General features: G+C 58.7%; 18 protein-coding genes, 6 tRNA genes and 1 pseudogene. 18 read left to right on the top strand and 7 right to left on the bottom strand.

The window, feature by feature from the left end:
• Positions 1-186 precede the first annotated feature (186 nt).
• Positions 187-417: a sulfurtransferase TusA gene (gene tusA / locus GTQ55_RS12410; protein WP_161859020.1), complete on the top strand. Its 231-nt coding sequence runs from the start codon at positions 187-189 to the stop codon at positions 415-417.
• Positions 418-495: 78 nt separating this feature from the next.
• On the opposite strand, the gene GTQ55_RS12405 is transcribed toward tusA, so the two are convergent.
• Positions 496-1,182: a hypothetical protein gene (locus GTQ55_RS12405; protein ID WP_078083938.1), complete on the bottom strand. Its 687-nt coding sequence runs from the start codon at positions 1,180-1,182 to the stop codon at positions 496-498.
• Positions 1,183-1,756: 574 nt separating this feature from the next.
• Here GTQ55_RS12405 and GTQ55_RS12400 point away from each other — a divergent pair.
• Genes GTQ55_RS12400 through GTQ55_RS12380 form a run of 5 tightly spaced genes read left to right on the top strand, consistent with a single transcriptional unit; the run spans position 1,757 to position 6,512 of the window.
• A complete protein-coding gene (locus GTQ55_RS12400; protein ID WP_161859019.1) occupies positions 1,757-2,293 on the top strand; it encodes an elongation factor P hydroxylase in 537 nt (178 codons plus the stop codon).
• Positions 2,290-3,210 carry a 5'-3' exonuclease gene (locus GTQ55_RS12395; protein WP_161859018.1) on the top strand — a complete coding sequence of 307 codons (921 nt, stop codon included), beginning with the start codon at positions 2,290-2,292 and terminating at the stop codon, positions 3,208-3,210. The genes GTQ55_RS12400 and GTQ55_RS12395 overlap by 4 nt, the downstream gene beginning before the upstream one ends.
• A complete protein-coding gene (locus tag GTQ55_RS12390; RefSeq protein ID WP_161859017.1) occupies positions 3,207-4,349 on the top strand; it encodes a 4-phosphoerythronate dehydrogenase in 1,143 nt (380 codons plus the stop codon). The genes GTQ55_RS12395 and GTQ55_RS12390 overlap by 4 nt, the downstream gene beginning before the upstream one ends.
• Positions 4,346-5,548 carry an ATP-NAD kinase family protein gene (locus GTQ55_RS12385; protein ID WP_161859016.1) on the top strand — a complete coding sequence of 401 codons (1,203 nt, stop codon included), beginning with the start codon at positions 4,346-4,348 and terminating at the stop codon, positions 5,546-5,548. The genes GTQ55_RS12390 and GTQ55_RS12385 overlap by 4 nt, the downstream gene beginning before the upstream one ends.
• Positions 5,549-5,567: 19 nt before the next feature.
• The gene (locus GTQ55_RS12380; protein ID WP_161859015.1) at positions 5,568-6,512 is read left to right on the top strand and encodes a class I SAM-dependent methyltransferase; all 945 of its coding nucleotides are present in this window, start codon (positions 5,568-5,570) and stop codon (positions 6,510-6,512) included.
• 114 nt (positions 6,513-6,626) lie between these two features.
• Here GTQ55_RS12380 and GTQ55_RS12375 read toward each other — a convergent pair whose 3' ends face one another.
• The 4 genes from GTQ55_RS12375 to GTQ55_RS12360 all read right to left on the bottom strand — a co-directional run bounded on the left by GTQ55_RS12375 (position 6,627) and on the right by GTQ55_RS12360 (position 10,674).
• Positions 6,627-7,784 carry a slipin family protein gene (locus GTQ55_RS12375; protein ID WP_161859014.1) on the bottom strand — a complete coding sequence of 386 codons (1,158 nt, stop codon included), beginning with the start codon at positions 7,782-7,784 and terminating at the stop codon, positions 6,627-6,629.
• A 331-nt stretch (positions 7,785-8,115) separates the two neighbouring features.
• Positions 8,116-8,190: transfer RNA gene (locus GTQ55_RS12370), tRNA-Gln, on the bottom strand.
• A gap of 772 nt (positions 8,191-8,962) precedes the next feature.
• A complete protein-coding gene (locus tag GTQ55_RS12365; RefSeq protein WP_161859013.1) occupies positions 8,963-9,358 on the bottom strand; it encodes a hypothetical protein in 396 nt (131 codons plus the stop codon).
• 101 nt (positions 9,359-9,459) lie between these two features.
• A complete protein-coding gene (locus tag GTQ55_RS12360; RefSeq protein WP_161859012.1) occupies positions 9,460-10,674 on the bottom strand; it encodes a pyridoxal phosphate-dependent aminotransferase in 1,215 nt (404 codons plus the stop codon).
• A gap of 267 nt (positions 10,675-10,941) precedes the next feature.
• On the opposite strand from GTQ55_RS12360, the gene msrB reads away from it, so the two are divergent.
• The 10 genes from msrB to GTQ55_RS12310 all read left to right on the top strand — a co-directional run bounded on the left by msrB (position 10,942) and on the right by GTQ55_RS12310 (position 17,301).
• Entirely contained in the window at positions 10,942-11,343 is a 402-nt protein-coding gene (gene msrB / locus GTQ55_RS12355) for a peptide-methionine (R)-S-oxide reductase MsrB (RefSeq protein ID WP_161859011.1), read from the top strand.
• Positions 11,344-11,415: 72 nt separating this feature from the next.
• A complete protein-coding gene (locus GTQ55_RS12350; protein WP_161859010.1) occupies positions 11,416-12,273 on the top strand; it encodes a DUF1499 domain-containing protein in 858 nt (285 codons plus the stop codon).
• Positions 12,274-12,491: 218 nt separating this feature from the next.
• A tRNA-Glu gene (locus GTQ55_RS12345) sits at positions 12,492-12,567 on the top strand.
• Between the two features lie 2 nt (positions 12,568-12,569).
• Positions 12,570-12,645 (top strand) — tRNA-Gly (locus tag GTQ55_RS12340).
• An 8-nt stretch (positions 12,646-12,653) separates the two neighbouring features.
• Positions 12,654-12,729: transfer RNA gene (locus GTQ55_RS12335), tRNA-Glu, on the top strand.
• 76 nt (positions 12,730-12,805) lie between these two features.
• A tRNA-Gly gene (locus GTQ55_RS12330) sits at positions 12,806-12,881 on the top strand.
• Positions 12,882-13,039: 158 nt separating this feature from the next.
• Entirely contained in the window at positions 13,040-14,002 is a 963-nt protein-coding gene (locus GTQ55_RS12325) for an ABC transporter ATP-binding protein (protein WP_161860145.1), read from the top strand.
• Positions 13,999-14,772 carry an ABC transporter permease gene (locus GTQ55_RS12320; RefSeq protein WP_161859009.1) on the top strand — a complete coding sequence of 258 codons (774 nt, stop codon included), beginning with the start codon at positions 13,999-14,001 and terminating at the stop codon, positions 14,770-14,772. The genes GTQ55_RS12325 and GTQ55_RS12320 overlap by 4 nt, the downstream gene beginning before the upstream one ends.
• Positions 14,773-14,800: 28 nt before the next feature.
• Complete coding sequence (queF, locus tag GTQ55_RS12315) at positions 14,801-15,643, top strand: NADPH-dependent 7-cyano-7-deazaguanine reductase QueF (protein ID WP_161859008.1); 843 nt, start codon at positions 14,801-14,803, stop codon at positions 15,641-15,643.
• A 203-nt stretch (positions 15,644-15,846) separates the two neighbouring features.
• Complete coding sequence (locus GTQ55_RS12310; protein ID WP_161859007.1) at positions 15,847-17,301, top strand: alpha/beta hydrolase; 1,455 nt, start codon at positions 15,847-15,849, stop codon at positions 17,299-17,301.
• Positions 17,302-17,360: 59 nt separating this feature from the next.
• On the opposite strand, the gene GTQ55_RS12305 is transcribed toward GTQ55_RS12310, so the two are convergent.
• A complete protein-coding gene (locus tag GTQ55_RS12305; RefSeq protein ID WP_161859006.1) occupies positions 17,361-18,755 on the bottom strand; it encodes an adenylate/guanylate cyclase domain-containing protein in 1,395 nt (464 codons plus the stop codon).
• A 327-nt stretch (positions 18,756-19,082) separates the two neighbouring features.
• Here GTQ55_RS12305 and GTQ55_RS12300 point away from each other — a divergent pair, with 327 nt between their 5' ends.
• Together GTQ55_RS12300 and GTQ55_RS12295 are read left to right on the top strand one after the other, a co-directional pair.
• Positions 19,083-19,643 carry a nitroreductase family protein gene (locus GTQ55_RS12300; protein ID WP_161859005.1) on the top strand — a complete coding sequence of 187 codons (561 nt, stop codon included), beginning with the start codon at positions 19,083-19,085 and terminating at the stop codon, positions 19,641-19,643.
• 191 nt (positions 19,644-19,834) lie between these two features.
• Positions 19,835-19,922: transfer RNA gene (locus GTQ55_RS12295), tRNA-Ser, on the top strand.
• A gap of 251 nt (positions 19,923-20,173) precedes the next feature.
• On the opposite strand, the pseudogene GTQ55_RS18135 reads toward GTQ55_RS12295, so the two are convergent.
• Positions 20,174-20,476, bottom strand: a pseudogene (locus tag GTQ55_RS18135) (DDE-type integrase/transposase/recombinase); the annotation flags it as partial.
• Positions 20,477-20,561 lie beyond the last annotated feature (85 nt).

The raw sequence follows: 20,561 nt of genomic DNA, 5'->3' as shown, positions 1-20,561 counted from the left end.
TTACTGAAACAGTTTTTTTGGTGGCAATTATCTTTGGTTACAAAGATGGTTGGTGTTAGTGGAGCATGCAGTTTAGTCTTTTTCGGCGTCAACCGGTGGGCCGTTTGCTCACGATGACCGGTAATTCTGGCCAGAGGAGCACGGATTGCGGATGACGCGCCGCCGTAAATCCCAGACAATAGGCCTATGAAGTCACAACACACACTCGATGCCCGCGGCCTGCTGTGCCCGGAACCCGTCATGATGCTACACGCTGCGGTGCGCAAGGTCGCGGCTGGAGAAGTATTGCAGATGTTCGCAACAGATCCGTCCACTCAGCGGGATGTACCCAAATTCTGTCAGTTTCTCGGTTACGAGCTGGTGCAGCATGCGGAAGAGAACGATGAGTTTGTTTACTGGATCAGGAAAGCAGACTGAAAGAGCAAACAATCCTCTCACAATTAACAAGGGCGACCACTGGTCGCCCTTGTCGTGTCTGAAAGTTTGGGAAGTTTGTTAGGGCGAAGTGACAAGCGCCGCGATCGCAGCGAGGGCCTCCGGGTCCTCAGATTTGATCTTGTTGGCGATGTGGTGTTGGAAGAAGTAACGGAAACATTCCGACTCCTGCGCCGGGTACAGGCAATCGTCCCCGGGAAGAACCGGTGTGGTTTCTACACTGTTGTGATCAATCAGCATGCCGTGGATCTCACCGCTGGCGAAAAGGCGCCAGCTCACCACCTCGGTAAGGGTCAGGTTTTCCTTGCCGGCATCCATGAATACCGCGTGGGTACCAATGGTGTCGGGGATCTCCTGGACAACCTCATCCGCCTGATTGCTTTCGTATTCGAAGTACTCCGCCGCAGTCTCCAGCTCGACGATTTTATGGATGGGAGGCTCGTGGAAAATTTCCTCGATACCCGGGTCATAGTAGCCCTCAAACCGTCCATCCAGAGGATCCTGGATATCCGGGCAGGCCACAATGGAGTTCAACCAGGGAACCAGTCCGACAATCTCGCCGTTGGCACGCAGGCCCCAGCAAAGGATTTTCAGGCTGTAGAGGTCAGTTCCGCTGGAATTGTTGGAGTAAAGCATTTCCAAGCCATCCAACTCCGGAGAGAGGCGGATAAACCGCAGGTTCTCTGAAGTCTCTATTGGCTTGCCGGTGAAGAGGTCAACCACGTTGTTGGTTCTGTGGTCGGTCATTGCGCACCTCCTTGCAGGGCCGGTAGTGGGGCGGGAAGGTCTTGTACTACTTATTGAGGTACAACCGGCGTAGGGATACTGCGCGAGGGCCGGGCGGCCATTCGCCGAATCCAGACTCCGGGAGTGCCTTTTTGCCTCCCTGGGAAGCCGGTACCGCAACCGAAAACAACCACTCAATGCTCTCGGGGCGATTGCGCTGAGCAGCAGCCGGTTTCCGGTATCCCTATGTTCAAAGGTATATTCTGATCCGCATAAATACAACCAGCGGAAGCGTGTTCTTTGTGTTGATTTGCCTCCTATTGTGGTGAGTCGGCCACACTCGGGGTGAACATCGGTCAGATACCACCAGTAACCGGAATGGAAGGGGCGCCGGATCCGGCCTTGATCCCCCTGAACCCGCTGTTATAGTCCGCGCCAGCCGGGCACCGGAGCCTATGCACCGTGCCTGTTTGTCGAACTGTATCGCCAGGAGCCAGAGTTGCCTCAAGCCTCGCCAGTCACAATCTATGACGAGCAAGTTCCGTACCAGCGCGCTCGCCCGGACGGCGCTGCGTCCTGCGGCCGGCCCATGCCCATGGCTGACCAAATAGTCACGGTGTTTGACCGCTGTTTTGCGGCCCCGGGCGGCCTGAACACGCGCCTGGCCGGTGGTTTTGATGAGCCCTACTATCGCCCGGCCGGCGGGCAATCCGGGTTTCACCAGGTCGAATTCACCAGGGATTACCCCGCCAGTGCGCTGCATGAGGCCGCACACTGGTGTGTGGCCGGTGCCGAACGTCGTCAGCAGCCGGATTACGGGTACTGGTATGCTCCGGATGGCCGCAGTGCGGAGCAGCAGGCCGAGTTCGAGCGAGTGGAAGTGAAGCCCCAGGCGCTGGAGTGGATCTTTTCGGTGGCCTGCGGTATGCGATTTCGAGTGAGCGCGGACAATCTGGACGCCGGTCTCGGCCCGAGCGACCGCTTCAAGCGCAATATCTGGCTACAGGTCCTGCGATATTGTGAGCAGGGGGCCAATGAACGGGCCAGCCGCTTTGCCCGCGCACTTGCAGTGCACTTCGGCCGCGGAGATCCGTTCCGGATAGATTGTTACCACCTGGAGGACCTCGGATGAGCGCAGCCTTCCTGGTCGATGCCTCGGTCTATATTTTCCGCTACTACTTTGCCCTGCCGCCCAACTGGGAGAGCCGCTCCGGCTACAGCACGGAAGCCGTCTACGGATTCAGTAATTTTCTGCTGGACCTGCTGGCGCGCAAGCCCGGGCATATCGCCTGCGCTTTTGATGAATCACTGGGTAGCTGCTTCCGCAACGAAATTTACCCGGACTACAAATGTAGCCGCGCGTTGCCCGACGAGGCGCTGGCCTATCAACTGGCCGCCTGTCGTGAAATGGCCGAGGCGCTGGGTATCGCAAGCTATGCCAGTGACCGCTTCGAGGCGGACGATATTCTTGCGACGCTGACCCGGCTGTGTGTGGAGCATGCCTGCGCTCCGGTTATTGTGACCCGTGACAAGGATCTGGGGCAGTTACTGGACCGCGGCGCCACAAGCCTGTGGGATTTTGCCGCAGACCAGCACCTGGGGCGCGAAGACATCGAGGTCAAGTTTGGCGTGCGCCCGGGGCAGATTGCCGACTATCTGGCACTGGTGGGGGACACGATTGACGATATTCCCGGCGTCCCGGGTATCGGTGCCAAGACCGCCGCACGCCTGCTGGCGGAGTTTGACAGCGTTGAATCCCTGATCGCCAACACGGACAGGGTCGCAACCCTGAAGATTCGGGGTGCCGCGGGTATTGCCGCGAAACTCTCTGTGTACGCGGACCAGATCCGCATGGCCCTACAATTGGCGCAGCTGGAATATACCGTGCCACTGAAGGACGTTCAGCGCGGGCTCAACAGTCTGGTCCCGCAGCCGGTGGAGCCGGAGCTGGCGGTGGCACTCGCCGAAGAATTTGGGATTGGCGGTCTCGCCAAAAAGATACGCCGCACCCTGGAAAGCCCTGCAGAACTGAGTATCGCGACCCCATGACAAATACTGCCAACGTATCGCCCTCGCTGACTATCGTGGCCGATGAAAATATCCCCGGGCTGGAAACCTGGTTTGCGGACCTGGGAAGCATTACCCGGGTTCCCGGGCGCAACCTGACGCGGGCCCAACTGGCGCAGGCGGACATCCTGCTGGTGCGCTCGGTAACCCGGGTTGACCGGGCGCTACTCGAAGGTACCCCGGTGCGCTTTGTGGGCAGCTGCACCATCGGGACCGATCACCTGGATACCGCCTGGCTGGAACAGCAGGGCATTTCCTGGAGCGCTGCTCCCGGCTGCAATGCCAATTCCGTGGTGGAGTATGTTTTCTGTGTGTTGGCTGCACTGGATGTCGACTGGCGTGGCCGCAGTTTCGGTATTGTCGGCTGCGGTAACGTGGGTGGCTCGCTGCAGCGAAAACTGCACGCATTGAATGTCCGCTGCAAGATTTATGACCCGTGGTTGACGGATAACCCCGACGCCGCGGATTTGGAGAGTGTCCTGCAACAGGACGTGGTCTGCCTGCACGCGCCGCTGGTCAAAGACGGCGCGCACCCCAGTCACCACATGATCGATCAGAAAGCGTTGGCGGCGATCAAGCCCGGCGCGGTGTTGATCAGCGCCGGACGAGGAGCGGTCATTGATAACGCCGCGCTGTTGTCATTGCTCGAGGAGTCCCACCCGTTTACCTGCGTACTGGATGTGTGGGAGAACGAGCCGGACATCAGCCTCGACCTGCTGGACCGGGTCGACCTGGGCAGCCCCCATATTGCGGGCTATAGCCATGACGGAAAACTTGCCGGTACGCGCATGATCCGCGAGGCGGTGAGCGAGGCTCTGTCTCTGCCGTCGGCGCCGAGTGCCAATAGCGAGAGCCCGGCGAGGCAACCGGTTACAACGGGCAAGCGGGATTTCGCCGCAATCCGTGCACTGTTGCTCGCCATCTATGATCCGCGCGCCGACGACCAGCGTCTGCGTGCGGCAGCAGAACAGGCGCGCACCGGAAAGCAATCCATGGCCGTCGCATTCGACCTTTTGCGCAAGCAATACCCCAAGCGTCTGGAATTCTCGCACTACAACAATGATGCGCCGCAGCTGGATACAGTAACGCGCAAGCAACTGGCGATTCTGGGGCTCAAGTGAAACTGAAAAAACTTGGACTGATCATCAACCCCTGGGCCGGGGTCGGTGGCCCTGCAGGGCTCAAGGGCAGCGACGGGGCGGAGACTGTGGCGCGCGCGCTGCAAGCGGGCATTGAGCCGCAGTCCCACAAGCGTGCTGCGGTTGCATTACACGCATTGCAGCCCTTTTGCGATGCGCTGGAAATCGTCACCTTTGCCGGTGATATGGGCGAAGCCCTGGCGCGTGAGCTTGGATTCCCGGTGCAGGTGGTTGGCGCCGCCGAAGCCGGCCGCTCCACACCGGACGATACCGAGGCCGCGGCAAAAGCCATCCGCGCCGCCGGCGCTGACCTGATCGTGTTTGCCGGCGGCGACGGTACCGCGCGCAATATGGTGAATGCGCTCGGCGACGGTTTCCCGGTACTGGGAATTCCCGCAGGCGTCAAAATGCATTCGGCCTGCTTTGCCATTTCCCCCAAAGCTGGCGGCGAGGTTCTGCGGCGCCTGATGGCCGGTGAATTGGTGGATCTGCACCAGCGCGAAGTGCGCGACATCGACGAAAAATCATTTCGCGAGGGCCGGGTCAGTACCCGCTATTACGGTGAACTGCTGGTGCCTGAAGAAGGGCATTTTCTTCAGGCCGTAAAAAACGCCGGTCGCGAAGTGGAAGAACTGGCCGTGGCCGATATTGCCGCGGAAATAGTCGAGGAGATGGACGAACAGGATCCCGATACCCTGTATATATTCGGCCCTGGCTCCACCACCCTGGCGGTGCTGTCCGAGCTGGGCGCGGAGGGCACCTTGCTGGGGGTGGACCTCTGGCGGAACGGGGCACTGGTGGCCGCGGACGTGAATGCGGTACAGATTCAGGATGCCATCACCAGTCACCGATCGGTTAGCCCGGACAATCCGGTAAGGATTGTTCTCACCGCGATCGGCGGGCAGGGGCATCTGATCGGCCGCGGTAATCAACAGTTGACGCCCTCAGTGCTCCAGACCGTGGGGCGTGACAACCTGATGGTGGTGGCGACAAAAACAAAGATCACCGAACTGGGTGGACGGCCGTTGCTGGTCGATAGCGGAGACCCGTCGCTGGATGAGGCCTGGAGTGGATTTATCCCCGTGGTTACCGGCTACCGCGATGAAATCCTGTACCCGTTGTCCGGAGATGGCAGCGGGCAGTCACCGGCATCCGCTCCTGCATCACCTCATAAATCATAGAAAACAGGCGGTCACTACATTGAACTGGGAACCCCTGCTGCAGGTTGTGCGCAGCAAACTTGAAGAAGAGCGCGAGGAAAAAAGCCGTCTGGACAGCCGCCGGCTGTTCCACGGCCGCGGAAACTGTTTCCCGGGGTTTGAGCGAGTCTGTGTCGACAGTTATCACCCGGCCATTCTGGTAACCCTGTTTGAGGAATACGAGGGGGAAACGGATCTCGCAGATCAGCTGTGGGCGATGGCGCAACCGCTCGGCTATACCGGGTTGGCGGTGCAGCGCAGGTACCAGCCCAGGGCGCCGATCCAGTGGCAGTGTGGCGAACCTGTCGAAGCTCCGGTGGCCCGCCGTGGTGAGCTGCAGTTCCCGCTGACCTTTGATCGTCAGAATGTGGGATTCTTCCTCGATATCGAGCCCGGTCGCCAGTGGCTGGAACAGCAAGTGCAGGAAAAGGCCGGACAGGTAGAAAACCTCAAGCTGCTGAACCTGTTTGCTTTTACTTGTGCATTCTCGGTGGTGGCGCGGTCGGCGGGCGAGCTGGAGGTGCTGAATATCGACCTGAACAAAGGCGTCCTGAAGCGCGGGCAAGCGAACCACCAGTACAACCAGCTGGCGACAAAAGGCATTCGGTTTCTGGCCCGGGACGCGTTGCGAGACTTCAAGCGTTATGACCGCAGTGGTCCCTTTCAGCTGGCGGTAGTGGACCCGCCAACCCGGCAGAAAGGGGCTTTTGAGGTAGAAATCAACTATGCGAAGTTGCTGGAAAAACTACCAGCCTGTCTCGCTGATCAGGCAGACCTGTTATTTGTGTTGAATTCACCGGCGCACAGTGAGTCAGAGTTTCGCGACATGATCAGCAGCGCAAACCCAGGATACGAGGTGGTTGCACGATTGCCACAGAACCCGGACTTCCCGGATAAAGATCTGGATGCGGCGTTGAAGATGCTGCATGTACGCTTTCGGCGTTAGACGCTCGCCGAACTGCCAAGCGGATTTGTAGCGGTGAGGGGGGGATGCTCGCGCAGAAACGCAGGGAATGAATTCGGGTGAAAAAAGGGTGCCGCCAATTTTAGCGGCACCCAGCTATACCGGGGAACACGGCGGGCTGCGCAGCTTTACGAACTCCGTCATCAGGCCTTCCAGGCCACCATAGACAGAAATGCGCTCGATCTTACCGGTTACACGCTCCAGTGCCTCCAGCTCTTTCAACCGCATCAGCGTGCTGTTGCTTTCCATCATCTTCGCGGTGTTATGCAGTGCGCGAACTGCCTGAGTCTCTTCCCGTCGACGAATCAGGTTGGCTTCCGCCTCCTTCTGCGCCTCGACTACACGGTTGAGAATCGTCTTCATCTCGCCGGGCAGGACAATATCCTTCACGCCGATATCGCAGACTTTCACGCCGATTTCGCTCAGGTCTTCACCCAGAATTTCCTCGATATCACCGTTCAGGGCGCGTTTGTTCTCGAGTAATTCGTCGAGCTTGCGCGTTCCAACGGCCTCTCGCAGTGCTAGCTGAAGCGCCCGGTAAACATGGCTGGTATAGTCGGCAGTGATTGTATCCGCCTTCTCAATATCCACCACGCGATAGCTCGCCGAGAGATTGATTCGCAGTGATACCCGGTCGCGCGTCAGAATTTCCTGGCCACTCACTTCCACCAGTTGCATACGCAGATCAACCAGATTCACCTGAATACTTCGCCCGGGTTGCCAATAGGCGTAATAGCCCGGCTCCAACCAAGCGTGGAGCTGCCGGTTTACCAGCAGCAGCCCGCGGTGATGATCCGGCACATCTACGAAATAAATCAGCTGGCGCACTTTCTTTTCAAGCGATGCCGGCAGATCAAAGCGCAGTGCTGTGGCCAGCTCAGGAGTCAACGCGAGCGAATCGTGAAGATTGATCTTCTCGACAGCAACCGGATCGACGCCTTTCCAGATCGCCATTTCCCGAGCCGGCAGCATCAGCTCCTCCAGTCGTCCATCCCGATACAGCAGTGCTACTTCACTGTCGCTGGTCTCGATACATTCGATATGTTGCTCCAGTTCGGGATGATTGCGCAGCAGATACTTCACCTTGGGACGCGGAATCAGCAGGTCTGTGACTTCATAGCGTTCTACGGCCAGCGGGTGGAGGTGCGGACCAAAGCGGTGCGAGCCGGGATCCAGCAGGCACCGAAAGCGCCCGCGCTGAAACACCAGCGCACGCATGTTTTCCGGGACTTCAATGGTTTTCCAAAGGTACATAACATCTCCTTGTTACATGGCGCTCTTGTGAGCGTATTCCTAAAAGTAGGGGAGTCCACCCGTGCAGTCCGCAGCCGGCAGCTGCCGCCAACTGGGCCGAACCATTTCCACACAGAACGCATTCTGCACTGGATATGGAAAGCAGGCGTGGGCTGGCGAGGATTGGTGTCCTGTCTGCTGACTGTTCAGCTTCCAATCCCCACTCAGCCAACCTGCCCGGCACAGCTGGCTGGCGCACTGTCGGCGGCATGACCCACGGTGCAACGGAAAACTTCCGATGCAGTGGATCCCCAGGTGTCGCATCAACAACATCGATTTTAGGTCGAGTGTTTGGAGCTATTGCGGGATTTGAACCCACGACCGACGAAGTCAAAGTTCGTTGCTCTATCCAACTGAGCTAAATAGCAATGCCTATCGCCTGTACGACGGACGGTACACGGTGATCCAGTGGAAGCCGTGCCAGCCTGGTCTTTGGAACCAGAACCGCAGTCCGTGTCATCAACGATAAACTCGGTGTCGGGCCCGGTATTCCCCGCTCGCGGTTGCGAGGCGATAACACCGGGCCCAAAACTAAAAATCCCCGCGTGGATCACCACGCGGGGATTCGATGCTCCACGCAGCCGGCAATCCGATGCCGGCATGCCGGCACGTTAGGGAGGGTTACTGAGAAACTGGCTTGTTGAAACGCAGGGCGATAATGGCCGCTGCATCACCAGGTCATACGACCGGAATACTACTGGCCGTGACCTATGTTTCTGTATCTGCCTCGTCATTTTCTGCTCCAGTCATGATTTTCGGGCAATAAAAAAGCCCGGAAATTAACTTTCCGGGCTTTCAAATTCTTGCCGAACTCGAAATTCCGGAAGGGCTGGTGCCCTCCCGAAAGAGGGCTATTCACATTTTATTTCCATACGCTGGCCGCCACGATAAAGCCGCGCACGTGCGCGGTCGCGATATGATCGTTTTGTTCTGTAGCAGATGTAAATTCATCATTGCCAGCCAGGGTTTGGTTTTGAAAGTGTTGGAAATCATACGCTCACCCCGACCCACGTCAACAGTCATGCGCGGACTCCGGTGCCAAAATGTTTGCCATATTTTTTCGCGCCGTCAGACACAAGTTCCTGTCCGGCCCGCCGCGTTGTTTGCTTGATGAGAAACGTATTATCTTCGGGCAAGGTTTAAGAGGTGAGCTTACCCATCAACCCCACCATCAACGTTGCCAGTTGCGGAGAGGATCCCTCGCGTACCGCTTCGTTTAACTTCTCCGCGTTGCTGACGCCATCGTCTCCGCGACTCACCAGGAGTAAAAAACTGTGGTGTGTCAGTGACGCTTCTTCGACCGCTTCCTGCCGCACCAGTTGGGAAAAGTTGATATAGCCGCACTCCCTGAGCCAGGTCATGGCGCCCAGGCAGGCTAGGTGGCGGGGAGAGTGGAGGCCGAATTCATCCGGGGTGTCGGGGCCTGCGATATCTTCCACATATATTGTGGCGGGAGCAGGAAACTGCTGGAACAGCGCCAGCAGAATCCGCCCGGCATCGCGGTAGAAGTCGTGGATGTGTAAATCGTCCAGCATCAGTTCTTCTCTTTACTACTTGTCTTACTACTTGTCGCCTGCTGATAACTTCAAATATGGCAGCTTGAAACCGTTACTTGAAACAGTTACTTGAAACAAAGCTACTTGGCGTAACGCTCCAGGAAATTACCCAGGCGGTCTATTGCGTGGGACAGGTCGTCGGCGCGGGGCAGGAACACGATCCGCAGGTGATCCGGTGCGTCCCAGTGGAAGGCGCTGCCCTGTACCAGCAGGATTTTTTCCTGGCGCAGGAAATCGAGTACGAAGCGCTCGTCGTTTTCGATCTTGTGCTGGTTCAGGTCAATCCGCGGGAACAGGTAGATGGCACCCTGGGGCTTTACGCAGCTGACGCCGGGAATGTCGTTCAGCATCCGGTGGGCCAGGTCGCGCTGCTCGCGCAGGCGGCCGCCGGGCAGCACCAGGTCCTTGATGCTCTGATAACCGCCAAGGGCAGTTTGCACCGCGAACATCGCGGGCACATTGCTGCACAGGCGCATGGAGGACAGGATGTCCATGCCCTCGATAAATCCGCGTGCGCGATGCTTGGCGCCACTCACGATCATCCAGCCCGAGCGGAATCCAGCCAGGCGGTAGGATTTGGAGAGACCGTTGAAGCTCAGGCAGAGGACGTCTTCGGCGAGGGTGGCCATCGGGATAAACACCGCGTCGTCATACAGGATCTTGCTGTAAATCTCGTCGGCAAAAATGACCAGGTTGTGCTGGCGCGCAACCTCGACGATCTGCTCCAGCAGTTCCTTCGGGTATACCGCCCCGGTTGGGTTATTGGGGTTGATCACCACAATACCGCGAGTGCGCGGGGTGATCTTGGATTTGATGTCGTCGATGTCCGGCAGCCAGCCCGCTTGTTCATCACAGCGGTAGAGCACCGGCTTGGCGCCGGTCAGGTTGGTGGCGGCCATCCACAGCGGGTAGTTGGGCATCGGCAGCAGCATTTCGTCGCCGGTGTTCAGCAGCGCCTGGGTGGACATGGAGATCAGCTCAGAAACGCCGTTCCCCAGGTAGATATCGTCGATCTCCACTCCGGGAATACCGAGATTCTGGCACTCGTGCATGATTGCCTTGCGCGCGGCAAACAGCCCCTTTGACTCCACATAGCCCTGTGCCTGGGACAGGTTGTAGATCACATCCTGGAGGATTTCATCTGGCGCGTTGAAGCCGAAGGGTGCCGGGTTGCCGATGTTCAGCTTCATGATCCGGTGGCCTTCTTCTTCCAGGCGCGATGCCTGCTCCATGACGGGGCCGCGAATCTCGTAACAGACGCCGTGGAGTTTTTCCGACTTGTGAATATCCTTCATTGCTGTGTTCTTTAAATAGGCTTTTCAAGAGTAAACTGGATAGTCTTGCTTTGACGTCCCAGCAGGCAAATTCTTCTAACTGGCGGCCGGCTTTTAGTAGGCTGTACTACCAGTCTTGGAATCGGGTTTGGCCATCGGGCGGGTTTTGTGAACCGGGCGCGATGGGAAAAACACCAGGGGTAGAGGAGGTGCTGCCGCTAAGCGTTGAGCCGGGCAGGGTAATGCCGCTGGGTACCGACTTATAAGGCAAAAAAAAGGAGTAACAGTATGTCAAAAGAAAAAGACGATAACTACTGGCGAGAGCGCCTGACTGAGGAAGAATTTCACGTTTGCCGCAAGGCGGGGACCGAGCGTCCATTTACTGGCGAGTACTGGGATACCTTCGAGGATGGCAAGTATCGCTGCCGTTGTTGTGGGGAGATCCTGTTTAGCGCTGAGTCCAAGTTCGACGCAGGCTGTGGCTGGCCGAGCTTTGATGCTTTGGCGGAGGAGGGGGTGGTGGATGAGCGCGTGGACACGAGCCTGGGAATGCAGCGCACGGAAATCCTGTGTTCCAACTGTGGTTGCCATCTGGGTCACGTCTTCCCCGATGGGCCTACCGCCACGGGCTTGCGCTATTGTGTAAATTCACTGTCGGTAAAACACGACCCGGACGATGCTTCTGACTGACCGGACCACTCCGGGTCACTGTACTGGACTGCTGCGTCCCAGGGAGTCCAGGCAAAGCTGTGGAGAATGGAGATGATTCGATCGGGTCGCCCTCGGCACTGGAGCCGCTGGCTGTATCGCATCCAGTGGCTGCTGCTGGCCGCTATTGGCCTCGGTGTGGTCACTGTGCGCACGGGGCTGCTGGACCTGGATTCGGTGTTTGTCCTGTTTGGCGCACTGGGGCTGGCGATGGTCGCCGTGGCGCTGTTCTCCATGCTGGTGTTTTTGTGGGGGCTGATCCGCCGCCACGGCGAGGCGCGCACGGCGGCGCTGTGGGCGATGGTGATGGGGCTGGTCCCGGTGGCGATACCGCTGTTTACTGTGGGACAGCACAACCTGAATGCCCCGGCGCTGTACGACATCTCAACGGACCTGGTGGATCCTCCGCAGTTTGACCTGCTGCTCTCCCTGCGGGACAGCGGGGATCACAGTCCCGACTACCCCGGTGACGCCGCAGCGTCCGTGCAGCGGGCAGCCCCGGCCTACAGCGATATCCAGACTCTGGTGTTGCCAGCACCTGCCCAGGAGGTGCTTGCCAGCGCCGAGGCGGTGGCGCGGGATCTCGGCTGGCGGGTCATTGCGGTAAAGACCGGGGAGGGGCGACTGGAGGCGGTGGCGCAGACCCCCATTCTGGGGATCACCCAGGACATTGTGGTGAGAATCCGGCCTGAAAACGCCGCCGCTGGGCGCGAATCGGGCAAGAAACCCGACAAGGGGGGCGAAAGCAAGCCTGGCGCAAAACCCGGGGCTGCAGAAGCAAAAGGCGAGGCAGGAACCCGGGTGGATATGCGTTCTGCATCCCGCACCGGGGAGCGCGATTTCGGCAGCAATGCCGCCAGAATCCGTGAATTCATGCGCCAGCTACAGGATCGCACAAAGGTGGCGCCCTAATTGCCGGGCAGGTGCCGGGGTGAACTGCCGTGAAAATCCCGGGGGCGCTGGGGCATTTTGTCGACAGTTATGTAAGTGCCTGTATGGAAAGGAAAAATTTAGAGAAAAGTTTTCAATCGGGTGTTGACAGCCCCCCGGCCTGTCCATAGAATGCGCCCCACTTCTGACGCACTGCTGAACTTTAACAAGCACTCAGCGAGGCAAAAGAAGGATTCTGGGTCCCCATCGTCTAGAGGCCTAGGACACCGCCCTTTCACGGCGGTAACAGGGGTTCGACTCCCCTTGGGGATGCCATTGCGGGAATAGCTCAGTTGGTAGAGCGCAACCTTGCCAAGGTTGAGGTCGCCGGTTCGAACCCGGTTTCCCGCTCCAGTTCCTATGTCCCCATCGTCTAGAGGCCTAGGACACCGCCCTTTCACGGCGGTAACAGGGGTTCGACTCCCCTTGGGGATGCCAATACTGCAAGGTCGCAACGTAACGACGATCTTGCAATACCGGGCCGGAAGTTATAATTTCTGGTCCGGTCACATTCGCGGGAATAGCTCAGTTGGTAGAGCGCAACCTTGCCAAGGTTGAGGTCGCCGGTTCGAACCCGGTTTCCCGCTCCAAATAAAAAAAGCCGCTCATTTGAGCGGCTTTTTTTATGCCTGCTTTCAGCCACCGGTTATTTTCCTCGCCGAGGCGCGTGAAACCCCGCAAAGCTCGTGCGGTTGCAATATGCGGGGTAAGGGCGTTGAATATGCGCCCCAGACTTCTGGAGGAAGTAATGACCGCCGCACTTTCCATCCGCAATCTCGAAAAAACCTACGATAACGGCTTTCAGGCACTCAAGGGCATCAGCTTTGACGTGCAGCCGGGGGATTTCTTCGCACTACTCGGCCCCAATGGTGCCGGTAAATCCACCACCATCGGTATTCTCTGCTCACTGGTGCGCAAGACCGGCGGCAATGTGTCGATCTTCGGCATTGATATCGACAAGGACTTCCCGAAAGCCAAGCAGACGCTCGGCGTGGTGCCCCAGGAATTCAATTTCAGTCAGTTCGAAAAGGTATTCGACATCGTCTGCACCCAGGGTGGCTTTTACGGCATGCCGCGCAAGCTGGCTGAAGAGCGTACCGAGAAGTACCTGCGCAAGCTGGGGCTGTGGGACAAGCGCAGCACGCAGGCGCGCATGCTTTCCGGTGGTATGAAGCGGCGTTTGATGATCGCCCGTGCGCTGATTCACGAGCCCAAGCTGTTGATTCTCGACGAGCCCACGGCCGGCGTGGATATCGAACTGCGCCGCTCCATGTGGGAATTTCTGCAGGAAATAAACCAGCAGGGCACCACCATTATCCTGACCACCCACTACCTGGAAGAGGCGGAGAGCCTGTGCCGCAATATTGCGATCATTGATAAGGGCGATATTGTCGAGAACACCTCGATCAAGTCGCTGATCAAAACCCTGAGCCGGGAAGTATTCATCCTCGACACTCGGGAATCCCTGAGTGACGCGCCGGACTTTGGCGGCTTCGATGGGCGGCTGCTGGACGAGCACAGCCTGGAGGTAACGGTGGAAAAGGGCCAGTCCCTGAGTGACCTGTTTACGCTCCTCACCGCGCAGAATATTGCGGTAACCAGCATGCGCAACCGGGCTAACCGGTTGGAGGAATTGTTTGTTTCCCTGTTGGCGGAAAACAAGCAGCAGAAATCCGGGGATGATGGTGAAAACAAGGGGGTGAAGCCATGAGTGCGCAATTGATCTGGACAGCCTTCTCCACCATTTTTCGTCGGGAAGTACGCCGCTTTACCCGTATCTGGCCGCAGACACTGGTGCCGCCGGTAATCACCATGTCCCTGTACTTCGTGATTTTCGGTTCCCTGATCGGCAGCCGCATTGGTGAGATGGGCGGTTATTCCTATATGGAGTTCGTGGTGCCCGGCCTGATCATGATGGCGGTGATTACCAACTCCTACGGCAATGTGGTGTCTTCCTTCTATAGCGCCAAGTTCCAGCGCAGTGTCGAGGAGCTACTGGTGTCGCCCACACCCAACTGGGTGGTGATGGCAGGCTATGTGCTGGGTGGCGTGGCGCGCGGGTTGATCGTGGGGCTGGTGGTTACCCTGATTGCCCTGATATTTACCTCACTGGACATCCAGCATATCGGCCTGACGGTACTGATTGTGTTCCTGACCTCGGTACTGTTCGCACTGGCGGGGTTTATCAATGCGATCTTCGCCAACAGTTTTGACGATATCTCGATTATTCCCACCTTCGTGCTGACACCGCTGACCTACCTCGGCGGGGTGTTTTATTCCATCGACCTGCTGTCGCCGTTCTGGCAGGGCCTCTCCAAGCTCAACCCGATCCTGTATATGGTCAATGCGTTCCGCTACGGGGTGCTTGGTGTGTCCGATATCAGCGTCGGCTGGGCGTTTGCCGGTGTGCTGGCATTTATCGCCGCGCTGTCTGCCTGGGCGCTGCACCTGATGAGTCACGGCAAGCGCCTGCGCCACTGACCCGGTGCATTGAATACTGGAGCTGAAGATGAATCGAGAAGACTGGCAAAACCTGCCCCTGGGGCAGGAGACCCATTACGAAGCCACCTACAACCCGTCACTGCTGCACCCGATCCCGCGTTCAGTGTCCCGCGCGCAACTCGGGCTGGATGAGCAGGCGCTGCCGTTCAGTGGCGCGGATGAATGGTGGGGCTTCGAGTTGTCCTGGCTGAACCCCAAAGGGGTTCCCCAGGTGGCGGTAGCCCGCTTCCGCTTTGCCGCCTCCAGCCCGTCCATGATCGAATCCAAGTCGTTCAAGCTGTACCTGAATTCACTCAACCAGACCGAGTTTGTCTCCGCGGACGTGGTACGCGATACCCTGGAGAGGGACTTGAGTGCGGCTGCGGGAAGCGATGTGGCGGTAACCTTGTTTGATGTGGAAGACGCGGCACTGGCGGTGCAAGCGCCTGCGGGGATCTGCGTGGATAAGCTGGACGTGGAAGCGCGCATTTACCAGCCCGATGCGGGGTTACTGAAGCTGTCGTCCGAGCCAGAAAGGCAGGGCGCGGCGGTGGAAGAGACGCTCTACAGTCATCTCTTGCGGAGTAACTGCCCCGTGACCGGTCAGCCTGACTGGGCGACGGTATCTGTGGAATATCGTGGTCCGGCACTCGATCGCAAGTCACTGCTGGCTTATATCGTTTCCTTCCGTGAGCACCAGGATTTTCACGAGCACTGTGTGGAGCGTATTTATTGCGACCTGCAGAAGCTCGCGGATTTCGAAAAGCTGACCGTATGCGCACGCTATACCCGTCGCGGCGGGCTGGATATCAATCCGCTGCGCACCAATATCGGTGAAATCGTTTTCCCGGCGCGCTACGCGCGGCAGTAATTGCATTGTGAGGGCGAGGCTCTGCAGCGGGTGAAGCGGTAGCACCGTTGTCGGTGGTCTTTACTGTTTGGGATACCAGTCGAGCGCAAGCTTCGTGGGAGACAGGGATGTACGATATACAAACCATTGGAATATCCACACATTGTCCAGGTCTTCCCTGGGCGGCGGGGCATCAGCCGGGCTGGTGCTGAGTGGAGTTACCGGTGCGCCATTCAAACTTTCTGCGAAGAATTGCCGGGCCTATCGGGTTTGCACTGTTGGGTGGGCTGGCGACGGTACTGGTCCTGCTGGCCTTGTACCTGCAGCGGCAGCCGGAGTTGCAGGTATGGCACACCGCAAGCCTGAGCGAGGAGTTTACCCGCGACTCCGCGGTTAACAGCTTTTCGCAGTACCTGGAACTGGAGGAGCGCCTGTTCGCCCAGCTGGAGCGAGAGGTATACGGGCGTACCGAGCCGGCGGGGCCGGCTACGGTCAACCGCTTTCGGCGCGGTAGCCTGGCGGACCCCGGGCGCTGGCCGCACAACTGGAACCGCAGTTTTTTCCGGGAGGCCGACAATGCACGGGCCTCCGTGCTGCTGTTGCACGGGCTTACCGATGCGCCCTACAGCCTGCGGCAGCTGGGTGAGCGGTTGCACGCTTCCGGCGCTACGGTTCTCGGGCTGCGCATTCCCGGTCACGGTACGGCGCCGTCCGGGCTGGTGACGACGCACTGGCGGGATATGGCCGCGGCGGTCACGTTGGCGATGGAGCACCTGGCCAGGGACGGAGGTTCGCGGCCCATCCACATCGTCGGTTACTCCAACGGCGCTGCACTCGCGGTGCACTACGCCCTCAAAACCCTGGATGATCCCGAGTTGCCAAAGCCGGCGCGTCTGGTGCTGCTGTCGCCGGAAATCAGTGTGGCCAGGGTTGCCGCACTGGCGGAGTGGCAGGCGCGGCTGGGCCGCCTGCTCGGCATTGAAAAGCTCCAGTGGGAAAGTATCCACCCGCTGGAATATGAGCCGTTCAAATACGGTTCTTTCGCGGTCAACGGCGGCACCATCACCCATCAGCTTACCGGCGAGATCAAGCGCCGCATCCGCACGCTGGCGGCCAGCGACGGCCTGCAGGAGCTGCCCCCAATACTCTCCTTCTCATCACTGATTGATGCTACGGTCGACGCGCCGGCGGTGGTGCAAAACCTGTTTAACCTGCTGCCTGCGGGTGGGCACGAGCTGGTGCTGTTTGATATCAACCGGCAGGCCGGGATTGAGCCCCTGCTGACCTGGGAGCCGGCGAAAATGTTGCGGGCGATCCGGGAGATGCCGGACAGGCGCTATACCTTGACGCTGGTGACCAACGCGGATGCCGCCTCCGCCGAAGTGGTCGCACGCCACTGGGCTCCCGGTGTGGTGGATTCCTCCGAGGAGAGACTGGCCTTGCAGTGGCCACCGGGCGTGTATTCGCTTTCCCACGTGGCCCTGCCGTTCGCACCGACGGATTTCATTTATGGTGGGCGTCCGCCGGGGCCCGGCCCGGGAGTGCAGTTGGGTAATCTCGCCCTGCGCGGAGAGCGCGGTGCGTTGGCGATCAGTGCCTCGACACAATTGCGGCTGCGCTGGAACCCGTTTTACGACTGGCTGGAGTCGCGCTCGCTGGAATTTATGGGGTTTGATTGACGAGTGCGGTGCCCGGGGCGGGTACCGGTTGATGGGGCGGCCGGATGGCCGCCGCCGGCTCAGATAATGACTTTGCTTTTCAGGCGCGCCTGCGCCTTCTGCAGTGCCTGCAGGACCTTTTCCTTGTCGTAATTGCGCACTTTTTCCAGATCCAGGTGCATGGCGAACCCGGGGGCATGTTCTTCCAGGTAGCTCTGCTGTCCACCCAGGTTTTTGCGCAGGTCGGTCACAGAGTAGACCTTCACCGGTGTGCTGAAGCCCTTCACGCTGACGTGGCCCTTGTCCCGGCACATAACAGTTTGCTTGATCATGGCCCAGGTCTCGTGGCTGATCAGTACCTCGCCCGGGTCGGCAGCACTTTCCAGGCGAGCCGCGAGGTTCACGTGGGTGCCCATGACCGTGTAGGTCTGATGATCAGCGGTACCGAAAACGCCGACGGTACAGTAACCGGTATTGATTCCCATGCGAATCTGCAGGGGATGTGAGATGCCCTGGTCGTACCACTCCTGCATCATCTCGCGTACCCGCTTGCGCATGGCCAGTGCCATGGCGACACAGCGCAGTGCGTCCGACTTGGGGCCCTTGCTCTGGTCGTCCCCGAACACCACCATCACCGCATCACCGATGAACTTGTCGATGGTGCCGCCGTAATGGGCGACGATACGGGACATCTCGGTCAGGTACGTGTTCAGCAGGCGGGTGAGCGTCTCCGCTTCCATCTCCTCGGTCAGCTGGCTGAAATCCTTGATGTCGGAAAAGAACACGGTCAGCAGCTTGCGTTCGGTGACGATCTCTTTTTCCTTGCCCGTGGTGACTGCGCGCCACAGCCGCTTGGGCAGGTAGCGGGAGAGCTTGTAGCTCGCCAGGTTGGCGATACGCTGTTCTTTTTGCAGTTGCTGGTTGTCTTGTTTGAGGCGCGCAATCTGTTTGTGGGTATAAAAGGCGTAGCAGCAGAAATAGGTAAATACACCGATCAGGCTGGCGGCGCTGATGTTGAGGTCGGCATTCACCACCAGAGCGGGGCGGTGCACCAGATAGCCTACGCCAACACCCATCAGCATTGCGGTATTGTGCTCAAACCAGCAGCGGCCACCGCCCTGGGTAAGCGCGTTGAACTGCACCATGGTGAGAAACAGCAGGCTTGGCAGAATGCTGAAATTCGACATTGCCATGGCCATGCCGATCAGCAGTGCATCCGTAAACGACAGCCAGCGGCGGACTTGCTCGGCATTCTCCGGAACGCTGCGGCGGGATATCTGGTAGGCAATCGGAATGTACGCCAGCAGCACCGCGGCCATCGCCAGCTGTAACATCGTGGCCTGGGTGATGAGCGCCGACCAGTTGATACTGTTGAGCAGCGTGCCGGAAGCTGCAAAACAGATTAGAGCGCGGAAATAGAGCGGGTATTTGGAGTCTTGCTGGCGGCCGCTGGTTTCTTCTGGCTGAGTCTGCATGAACGCTGGGTCTTATCGGTAACTGTGTTGATCCGGGAGCATTTTGTTTTCTTCTCGTCCCCGTCAATTACTGGTGTATCGGCGCTTGCCCTGGAGGCTGGCGTTTGTTCGTACAACCAGAGCCTTTCAGTTTTTTTGATTATAACGAGGCCTGGATCACTGACAGGCGCAAAGTTTACCCTCAAGTCTTCACGAAAGCGACGGTAAATCAGGATACGATCCTATGTTGTACGGTCGTTCCAGGTCGGCCTTTGTCGTATTTGCGGTAGAATTCTCCGGCCCCTATGGTGGGTGTTGGCAAGTAATCACTGAGACAGGAGAGAATGGATGGACGCGCTGGAGGCACTCCACAACCGGGTATCAATTGGGGGGCTGACTGAGCCAGCACCCGACGGTCAGCAGCGCGAGGCTATCTTCCGCGCCGCACTGCGCGCCGCCGACCACGGTAACCTGCGACCCTGGCGGTTCCTGGTGGTCGAGGGCGACGCCCGCGCCCGCATGGGCGAGCTCTACCTCAAAGCCAGTGAAACCGGCGAGCCCCTGAGCGAGACCCAGCGCGAGCGCACCCTCGCCATGCCCCTGCGGGCACCAATGGTGATCGTGGCCATTACCCGCCTGCAGGATCACCCCAAGGTGCCCTTTGATGAGCAGCGCATGTCTACCGCCGGTGCGGTGCAGGCCATGCTGACGGCAGCCTTCGCCCAGGGTGTCGGCGCCTACTGGCGTACCGGCGCGCTCGCCGAGAACCGCGCTGTCGCAAGGGGGCTCGGCCTTGCCGACAACGAAGAGATCAGTGGTTTTATCTACATGGGCACCCCGCAGAAGCCGCCGAGAGCCGCGCCAGAGCTGGCGGTCGAAGATTTCTTCGCAAACTGGACCGGCGAGTAACCGCTAAAGAAAGGGCGACTGGCGGGAAAATTTCCGAAATAAACTTGCACCTGCCGCCGCCTTTCTGTAAAGTTCGCGCTCGCTGATCGGGCGCTATGTTACTGATTAGCAAGGCAAAACGCCGACGAGCCCGCAGGCGTGCGGACGGAGAGCTCGCAAAATACTCCGCTAAATACGCAACAATCAGTTTCGGTGAGGTGTCCGAGTGGCCGAAGGAGCACGCCTGGAAAGTGTGTATGTCGAAAGGCATCGAGGGTTCGAATCCCTCCCTCACCGCCATTCAAAATCTATAAGCTGTTGATATTTACGGCTTTTAGGTTGCATGAGTAGTGCAGTGGTCCATGTAGTGGGCCATTTGTCGTAAAGAACCCGCTTCGGCGGGTTTTTTTGTGCCTGTCGTTTCCGGCGACGCCCGACTCAGTCGTAACATCTAAAAAATGGGCAGTACATGCCCTTCAATTAAGTAGTTCCCTGCTAACACTACAAAGCTCGCTTCCTGCTGCGGGGCCTCTTGCCTTGACAATTGAATCGTAGCCAAGAGGTGGGATCCGCTCACTTTTCAAGCTGCGAAACAGCCTTTTTGTCGGGGCATTGTCCCGGCAGTTTCCACGACGACTCATACTTTGCACCATTTGGTCGCGCCACAGCCGCAGCCGAATCAGGCGGCTCCGATAGAGGCTGCCCTGGTCAGAATGGAGCATGACACTGTGTGGGCCACCCCGCTGCTCCCAGGCCATTTTCAGGGGCTTTACCGTGAAACCCGCACCGGGTGTCGATGAGACCGCCCAACCGACGATGCGGCGGCCGTAGGCGTCTATCGCCGTGGCAAGGTGGCATCAGCGTGAAGCAGGCCTGACATAGGTAGTATTGTTATACGCAAAATGGCACATGGATAAGCACGGCTGGTGCTGGTGTGGT

Origin of the sequence: Microbulbifer hydrolyticus, from assembly GCF_009931115.1 — a bacterium.
Lineage (GTDB): Bacteria > Pseudomonadota > Gammaproteobacteria > Pseudomonadales > Cellvibrionaceae > Microbulbifer > Microbulbifer hydrolyticus.
The sequence above is the reverse complement of the archived record's forward strand: the minus strand, read 5'-3'. Positions and strand labels throughout refer to the sequence as shown.